Source organism: Leisingera sp. F5 (genome assembly GCF_001593695.1).
The window spans coordinates 1-7,314 of the sequence record NZ_LUKH01000064.1; the positions used below are offsets into that span (position 1 = coordinate 1).

At 59.7% G+C, this 7,314-nt stretch carries 7 protein-coding genes and 1 pseudogene; 7 read left to right on the forward strand and 1 reads right to left on the reverse strand.

Translation table 11 applies throughout. The features are described from left to right. A pseudogene (locus A2I95_RS22980) lies at positions 1 to 266 on the reverse strand (aminomethyl transferase family protein); the annotation flags it as partial. A 552-nt stretch (positions 267 to 818) separates the two neighbouring features. Between A2I95_RS22980 and A2I95_RS22985 the strand changes: the two are divergent. From A2I95_RS22985 to A2I95_RS23015, 7 genes are all read left to right on the forward strand, one after another. Beyond that, positions 819 to 2,192 carry an ammonium transporter gene (locus A2I95_RS22985; protein ID WP_291733582.1) on the forward strand — a complete coding sequence of 458 codons (1,374 nt, stop codon included), beginning with the start codon at positions 819 to 821 and terminating at the stop codon, positions 2,190 to 2,192. Positions 2,193 to 2,203: 11 nt separating this feature from the next. Continuing rightward, positions 2,204 to 2,419, forward strand: a complete 216-nt coding sequence (locus tag A2I95_RS22990; RefSeq protein ID WP_291733584.1) for a hypothetical protein — start codon at positions 2,204 to 2,206, stop codon at positions 2,417 to 2,419. A 134-nt stretch (positions 2,420 to 2,553) separates the two neighbouring features. Continuing rightward, positions 2,554 to 3,450 carry a glutamine amidotransferase family protein gene (locus tag A2I95_RS22995; RefSeq protein ID WP_291733586.1) on the forward strand — a complete coding sequence of 299 codons (897 nt, stop codon included), beginning with the start codon at positions 2,554 to 2,556 and terminating at the stop codon, positions 3,448 to 3,450. Position 3,451: 1 nt separating this feature from the next. Continuing rightward, the gene (locus A2I95_RS23000; protein WP_027256638.1) at positions 3,452 to 4,135 is read left to right on the forward strand and encodes a protein glxC; all 684 of its coding nucleotides are present in this window, start codon (positions 3,452 to 3,454) and stop codon (positions 4,133 to 4,135) included. A gap of 20 nt (positions 4,136 to 4,155) precedes the next feature. Beyond that, complete coding sequence (locus A2I95_RS23005) at positions 4,156 to 5,487, forward strand: FMN-binding glutamate synthase family protein (RefSeq protein WP_291733588.1); 1,332 nt, start codon at positions 4,156 to 4,158, stop codon at positions 5,485 to 5,487. A gap of 73 nt (positions 5,488 to 5,560) precedes the next feature. Next, positions 5,561 to 6,892 carry a type III glutamate--ammonia ligase gene (glnT, locus tag A2I95_RS23010; protein ID WP_027256636.1) on the forward strand — a complete coding sequence of 444 codons (1,332 nt, stop codon included), beginning with the start codon at positions 5,561 to 5,563 and terminating at the stop codon, positions 6,890 to 6,892. Positions 6,893 to 7,190: 298 nt separating this feature from the next. After that, the coding region (locus A2I95_RS23015; RefSeq protein WP_291733590.1) for a formate--tetrahydrofolate ligase at positions 7,191 to 7,314 on the forward strand (124 nt) is incomplete at its 3' end.

Below are 7,314 nucleotides of genomic sequence, written 5' to 3' on the forward strand. Positions count from 1 at the left end.
GAGCGGCCCGGCATGATCTTTTCGACGTTGCGGGTGGTGACCCGGTCGATGACCTGAGCTGCGTGTTCACCCACGACGTGGACTTTCTTGAGGCCGGACACGTCCATCAGGCCCGCCTTGGTGCGGACCGCCTCGTAGTCGGCCTTGGCGCGTTCGGGTGTGTGGTCATAGAACCAGGCGGTTCCCATGCCGTTCCAATCTTCCAGCTCGCCGCCGATTTCTTTGTGCCGCTGTGCCAGTGCTGAGGTCCGCCAGATAATGGCCATCGTCTGTGTCTCCCTGATAGTGGTGGACCAAATTTCTCGATTTGGTTCCATTGGTCCGGTCCAGTTAGCCAAAAGAGGGGGCGCTGTGTCAACGATTATTCCTAACAGGAAAAAGATTTTGCTTAAAAGGCCGATTCCGGACGGGTTTGCGGCATCGGTTGGCCGGAAATGGTCTTTTCGGCAGGCTGCTTGTGGCTGAGACGGCCGCAGAATGCCCCGTTTCAGGGGAGAATCGCCCCTTCCGGTGCCGGAGATTCGCTTGATTCTGTCGCAAATCCACGATTGATCCGCGCCTTTGCCTAAAGCCCGGGGCCTGGGGAGAAGCTGTGAGGGGGGGGCGGGCAGAACGCCTTAAGCCCTTGGGAGGGTAGGCTTTAGGCGGCCTGCAGGAGCGGAGTAAAGGCGTTTGGATGGCAGTTTGTACTTTTCTGAGGGTGAACAAACTTTCACATGATTATTGACAGCTTGGCCTCCTGAGACACAATAATAAATGAAAATAATATTCCCAAGAGGCAAAAAGCCCGGGAGAACTGCCAACAGGAGGGCAAAACATTGGATGGAAATCTGAACGCGTTAACAACGGTGTTCACCGAGTTCTACTACTGGGTGACCGTTGTCTTCATGTTCCTCATTCACGTGGGGTTCTGCATGTATGAGGTCGGCGCCAGCCGCCACCGCAACCACATGCACACATTAATGAAGAACATCATGATCATTCCGCTGGTCACGGTGACATTCTTCTTCTTCGGCTGGTGGATCTACTGGGCCTTCCCCAGCTTCCCGTTCTTCGGGGGCTTGAATCACGAGGCCGCCGCGGCAAACCTGCCGTGGTCGCAGAACATGGGCACTAACCTGTCCGACCGGATCACCGGCGTGTTCTGGGCAGCATTCCTGCTGTTTTCCTGGACCGCAGCCTCGATCGTGTCCGGGGCTGTGATCGAACGGATCCGTTCGTCCGCCTTGTGGGTGCACGCGGTGATGATCGGCTCGGTGTTCTGGATCATCGACGCGGCCTGGGGTTGGCATGCCGAAGGCTGGATGGTGAAATACCTCGGCTATCACGACGCCTATGCGTCCGGCGTGATCCACGCGATTGCCGGCGGTTACGCGCTGGGCGTGATCATGGTGCTGGGTCCGCGGATCGGCAAGTTTGCCGCCGACGGCACGCCGCGGGACATTCCGCCGCATAACCCTTGGATGCTGACCATCGGGATCTTCCTTATCTATTCAGGGTTCTGGGGCTTCTACGCGGCCTGCAATATTCCGGTAATCTCGCCCGAGGGTATCGGCGGCCTGCTGACCGGTGAAACCTGGACGGCCACCAATATCTATCTGGCGCCGACCTCGCTGTCTGCGATCACCTTTAACTTCCTGATGTCGCTGTCCGGCGGTTTGATGGCAGCCTATGTGGTGTCCAAAGGCGATGCGTTCTGGACCTTCTCCGGCGGCCTTGCAGGCATTATCACCGCCTCTGCGGGCAATGACCTGTATCACCCGATCCAGGCGATGCTGGTTGGCGCCGTTGGTGTCGTGATCGTCTACAAGCTGCACTATTGGGTCGAGCGTACGTTCAAGATCGACGATGCGGTGGGCGCAGTTGCCGTGCACGGCTATTCGGGCATCGTGGGTCTGATCCTCGCCGGTTTCCTGCTCTGGGGTGCGCCGAGCTCGCCGTATGAGGGCTATGCCACCGTCACCCCGGTTGGCCAGACCATCGGCGCAGTGATCATGTTCTTCGTGCTTGGCTTCCTGCCTGCCTTTGTGATTTCCAAAATCCAGGCGGCGATGGGGGTTCTGCGCATCCCGGTTGAGGTCGAACTGCAAGGTCTCGATTACGCCGAACACCATGCCTACGAAGACGCGAAAGCCGCAATCATTGAAGCCGACAAGGCTGCGCTGAACGGCGGCAGTGTTCCAGCTGAATAAGGAGAACTAAAATGTCTACGATCGGTTACGACAGCTGGGCGGTGGACCTGGCAGAGGTTGGGGCAGTGTACCCCTTCCAAGGATCCGAAGGGCTGATGGTTGTCCTGGGCGTGGTCTTCTGGATTGGCTGGCACCGGATCCAATTTGTTCGCGAAGGCGCACATTTGGATAAGGCTAAGGGCATGGGAGATAGGGAGAAAATAAACTCCTTGCTTGAAAAATACTGACCAGAATGCATCGGGAGGCGCGCCAGTGCGGCGCGCCTCAACCTTCCTTGATAGGAAAAAAAGTTTCACAAGAGTTGAACGGCAGATCGCAAACTGCTAGCGTTGATTCGAGATGAAAAGCAGGAGGCTTACCCATGTGCGGGATTGTCGGTCTTTTTCTAAAAGACAAATCACTTGAGCCGAAATTAGGCGATATGCTCACCGATATGCTCATCACTATGACGGACCGCGGTCCGGACAGTGCGGGCATTGCAATCTACGGATCCGAGGCGGACGGGCGCACCAAGCTCACCGTTCAGTCCGATGCGCCGGAGGACGCCTTTGACGGGCTGGACGGTGCGCTTGCCGAAGCGCTGAGCACCGATGTGTCGATCCGGGTGATCGATACCCACGCGGTGCTGGATGTGCCCGCGGGCAAGGCAGAGGAGGCCCGCAATGCGCTGGCCGAGCTGCGTCCCGGAATGCGCGTTATGAGCGCAGGCGACACCATCGAGATCTACAAGGAAGTGGGTCTGCCCGAGAAAGTTGCCGAGCGTTTCGACGTCCGCGGCATGGGCGGCACCCATGGCATCGGCCACACCCGTATGGCCACCGAATCCGCCGTGACCACCGAGGGCGCGCATCCGTTCTCGACCGGGTCGGATCAGTGCCTGGTGCACAACGGCTCGCTGTCGAACCACAACTCGCTGCGCCGTAAACTGCGCCGCGACGGAGTACGGATCGAAAGCCAGAACGACACCGAAGTCGGTGCGGCCTACCTGACCTGGAAGATGCAGAACGGCGCCACCCTGGGTGAAGCGCTGGAAGGCACGCTGGAAGACCTTGATGGTTTCTTCAACTTCGTGGTGGGTACCAAGGACGGTTTTGGCGTGGTCCGCGACCCGATCGCCTGTAAGCCGGCCGTGATGGCGGAAACCGACCAGTATGTGGCGTTCGGCAGCGAATACCGCGCATTGGTGAACCTGCCGGGTATCGAAGACGCCAAGGTCTGGGAGCCCGAACCCGCAACCGTTTACTTCTGGAACCACTAAGATGCAGACATATGATCTTGAAGCAAATGGCCTGCGTGGTCTGAACTCGGCCCTGCAGGAACAGAATGGCGGCACCAACAAAACCGCCTGGGAAATTGTGAATGCCAAGGGCAGCCATGCGATTGCCGTCGGTTTGAATTCGCCGATTGAAGTGACCGTCAAAGGGTCCACCGGCTACTACTGCGCCGGCATGAACCAGCAGGCGACCGTCAAGGTCGAAGGCTCGGTCGGCCCCGGCGTGGCGGAGAACATGATGTCCGGCACTGTGATCGTCGAAGGCGACGCCAGCCAATATGCCGGCGCCACCGGCCATGGCGGGTTGCTGGTGATCAAGGGCAACGCCTCCTCGCGCTGCGGCATCTCGATGAAGGGCATCGACATTGTCGTGCATGGCAACATCGGCCACATGTGCGCCTTCATGGGGCAGTCCGGTAATCTGGTTGTGCTCGGTGACGCCGGTGATGCGCTGGGCGACAGCTGCTACGAGGCGCGGTTCTTTGTGCGCGGTTCGGTCAAGAGCCTGGGCGCCGACTGCATCGAAAAGGAGATGCGCCCGGAGCACATTGAGATCCTGAAGGATCTGCTGGCCCGCGCAGGCGCAGATGCCAAGCCGGAGGAGTTTAAGCGCTACGGCTCCGCCCGTCAGCTCTACAACTTCGATGTCGACAACGCGCAAGCGTACTAAGGACAGGGATCAAAAAAGATATGGATAGCAATAACATCCCCCGTACGGTTCCGATCCAGTCGGCGACCTTCTCCAACCCGATCAATGCGGAAATCCGCCGCGCGGCGGCCACCGGAATCTATGATATCCGCGGCGGCGGCGCCAAGCGCAAGGTGCCGCATTTCGATGATCTGCTGTTCCTTGGCGCCTCCATCTCGCGCTACCCGCTGGAGGGCTACCGCGAGAAATGCGAGACCAAGGTGACCCTGGGCACCCGCTTTGCCAAAAAACCGATTGAACTGGATATTCCGGTTACCATCGCAGGCATGAGCTTCGGCGCGCTGTCGGGGCCCGCCAAGGAGGCTCTGGGCCGTGGTGCGTCCGCTGCCGGGACCTCGACCACCACTGGTGACGGCGGCATGACCCCGGAAGAGCGTGGTCATTCCAGCAAGCTGGTCTATCAGTACCTGCCGTCGCGCTACGGTATGAACCCGGACGATCTGCGCAAAGCGGATGCCATCGAAGTCGTGGTAGGTCAGGGCGCCAAGCCCGGCGGCGGCGGTATGCTGCTGGGTCAGAAAATCTCGGACAGGGTTGCGGAAATGCGTACTTTGCCGAAAGGCATCGACCAGCGTTCTGCCTGCCGTCATCCCGACTGGACCGGCCCGGATGATCTGGAAATCAAGATTCTAGAGCTGCGCGAAATCACCGATTGGCAGGTGCCGATCTACATCAAGGTTGGCGGCACCCGGCCCTACTACGACACCGCGCTGGCGGTGAAGGCCGGGGCTGACGTTGTGGTTCTGGACGGTATGCAGGGCGGCACCGCCGCAACCCAGGACGTGTTCATCGAACATGTCGGCCTGCCGACGCTGGCCTGTATCCGCCCCGCCGTGCAGGCGCTGCAGGATCTGGGTGTGCACCGCGAAGTGCAGCTGGTGGTCTCCGGCGGTATCCGCACCGGCGCAGATGTGGCCAAGGCGATGGCGCTGGGCGCTGACGCGGTGGCCATCGGCACTGCAGCACTGATCGCACTGGGCGACAATGATCCGAAATGGGAAAGCGAGTACCAGAAGCTGGGCACCACCACCGGCGCCTATGACGACTGGCACGAGGGTCAGGATCCGGCTGGTATCACCACTCAGGATCCCGAGCTGATGAAGCGCGTCGATCCCGTTGAAGCCGGCCGCCGCCTGCGCAACTATCTCAAGGTGATGACGCTGGAAGCGCAGACCATTGCGCGCGCTTGCGGCCACAACCATTTGCACAACCTCGAACCCGAGGATCTGTGCGCTCTGACAATGGAGGCCGCCGCCATGGCGCGTGTGCCGCTGGCCGGTACCGACTGGTATCCTGGCAAAGCAGGGTTCTGATGATTGGCAGGTGCGGCCAGCCAATGGCCGCGCCTTTTTCAAAACACGTTCAACAGGGAAAGGGAGTGGGACCATGACGACAGATCTGGCTGCTTTCGCAAAAGAAAAAGGCGTTAAGTATTTCATGATCTCCTTCACCGACTTGTTCGGTGGCCAGCGCGCCAAACTGGTGCCGGCACGGGCGATCGCGGATATGCAGGAAGACGGGGCCGGCTTTGCCGGTTTTGCCACTTGGCTTGATCTCACACCGGCGCACCCCGATATGCTGGCAGTGCCGGATCCTGACGCGGTGATCCAGCTGCCTTGGAACAAGGAAATCGCCTGGGTTCCAGGCAATTGCGTGATGGAGGGCGAAGACGTCGCTCAGGCGCCGCGCAACGTGCTGCGCCGCCTGATCAAGGAGGCCGCGGACGAAGGTCTGCATGTGAAAACCGGCATTGAGGCCGAGTTCTTCCTGCTGACCCCCGATGGTGAGGAAATCTCGGACCCCTTCGATAATGCCGAAAAACCCTGCTATGACCAGCAGGCGATGATGCGCCGTTTGGATGTGATCCGCGAAATCAGCGATTACATGCTGGAACTGGGCTGGGGCGCGTATCAGAATGACCACGAGGACGCCAACGGCCAGTGGGAAATGAACTGGGATTTCGATGATGCCCTGGCGACCGCTGACAAACACAGCTTCTTCAAGTTCATGGCAAAATCGGTGGCGGAAAAGCACGGTTTCCGTGCGACGTTCATGCCGAAACCGGTAGAGGGCCTTACCGGCAACGGTTGCCATGCGCATATCTCGGTCTGGGACGCTCCGGGCGCGGATTCGCGTAACAACGTCTTTGCCGCAGACAAAGGCACAGGCGACATTGCGGAACTGGGTCTGTCCGAGCAGGGCGGCTGGTTCCTGGGTGGCATCATGAAACACGCCTCGGCACTGGCGGCGATCACCAACCCGACGGTGAATTCCTACAAGCGCATCAATGCGCCGCGCACCATGTCGGGTGCCACCTGGGCGCCGAATACAGTCACCTGGACTGGCAACAACCGCACCCACATGGTGCGAGTCCCCGGTCCCGGCCGGTTTGAACTGCGCCTGCCGGATGGTGCGGTGAACCCCTACCTGCTGCAGGCGGTGATCATTGCGGCCGGGCTTTCCGGTGTTCGGGCCAAGGCGGATCCCGGCCCGCGCCATGACATCGACATGTATGCCGAAGGCCACACCATCACCGACGCGCCGAAGCTGCCGCTCAACATGCTGGATGCACTGCGGTTCTACGACAAGGACGACGGCCTGAAGGCGATGATGGGCGAGGAATTCTCTGCGGCCTACCTGAAGATGAAGCAGCAGGAATGGAACTCCTTCGTCAACCACTTCTCCCGCTGGGAAAAGGACAACACGCTGGATATCTGACCCCGGGAGTGATTCCCCCGCCTGGCCTTCGGGCCGGACCTTGACGGCCCGGGCATTGCCCGGGCCCTTTTTATATGCGGCAGCACCTGCCGCATATGCGCCATCTTCACCCGGGGTGAAATTCCGCCTGTTTCCGATTGGCGTCTGAAACACTGAAAATGCCCTGTTTTTCAGGCAAATGCGGTCAAGAAGGTGTTGACGTACAGGAAAATAATTTGAGTAATAGGAATATATAGCGCCCCGCTAGGGCACCCGCCGCGGGATTTCTGCCAGAACAGACGGCAATAGGGAGATAGCCATGAGCTACAAGAGTGACATCGAGATTGCGCGTGAAGCGCAGAAGAAGCCGATCCAGGAGATTGGTGCGAAGATCGGGATTTCGGACAGCGATCTGCTGCCCTACGGCCACGACAAGGCAAAGG

Excerpts from the sequence above, each read along its gene's own strand:
- glnT (WP_027256636.1), top strand. The coding sequence starts at position 5,561 with ATGACGACAGATCTGGCTGCTTTCGCAAAAGAAAAAGGCGTTAAGTAT.
- A2I95_RS22995 (WP_291733586.1), top strand. The coding sequence starts at position 2,554 with ATGTGCGGGATTGTCGGTCTTTTTCTAAAAGACAAATCACTTGAGCCG.
- A2I95_RS22990 (WP_291733584.1), top strand. The coding sequence starts at position 2,204 with ATGTCTACGATCGGTTACGACAGCTGGGCGGTGGACCTGGCAGAGGTT.
- A2I95_RS23005 (WP_291733588.1), top strand. The coding sequence starts at position 4,156 with ATGGATAGCAATAACATCCCCCGTACGGTTCCGATCCAGTCGGCGACC.
- A2I95_RS23000 (WP_027256638.1), top strand. The coding sequence starts at position 3,452 with ATGCAGACATATGATCTTGAAGCAAATGGCCTGCGTGGTCTGAACTCG.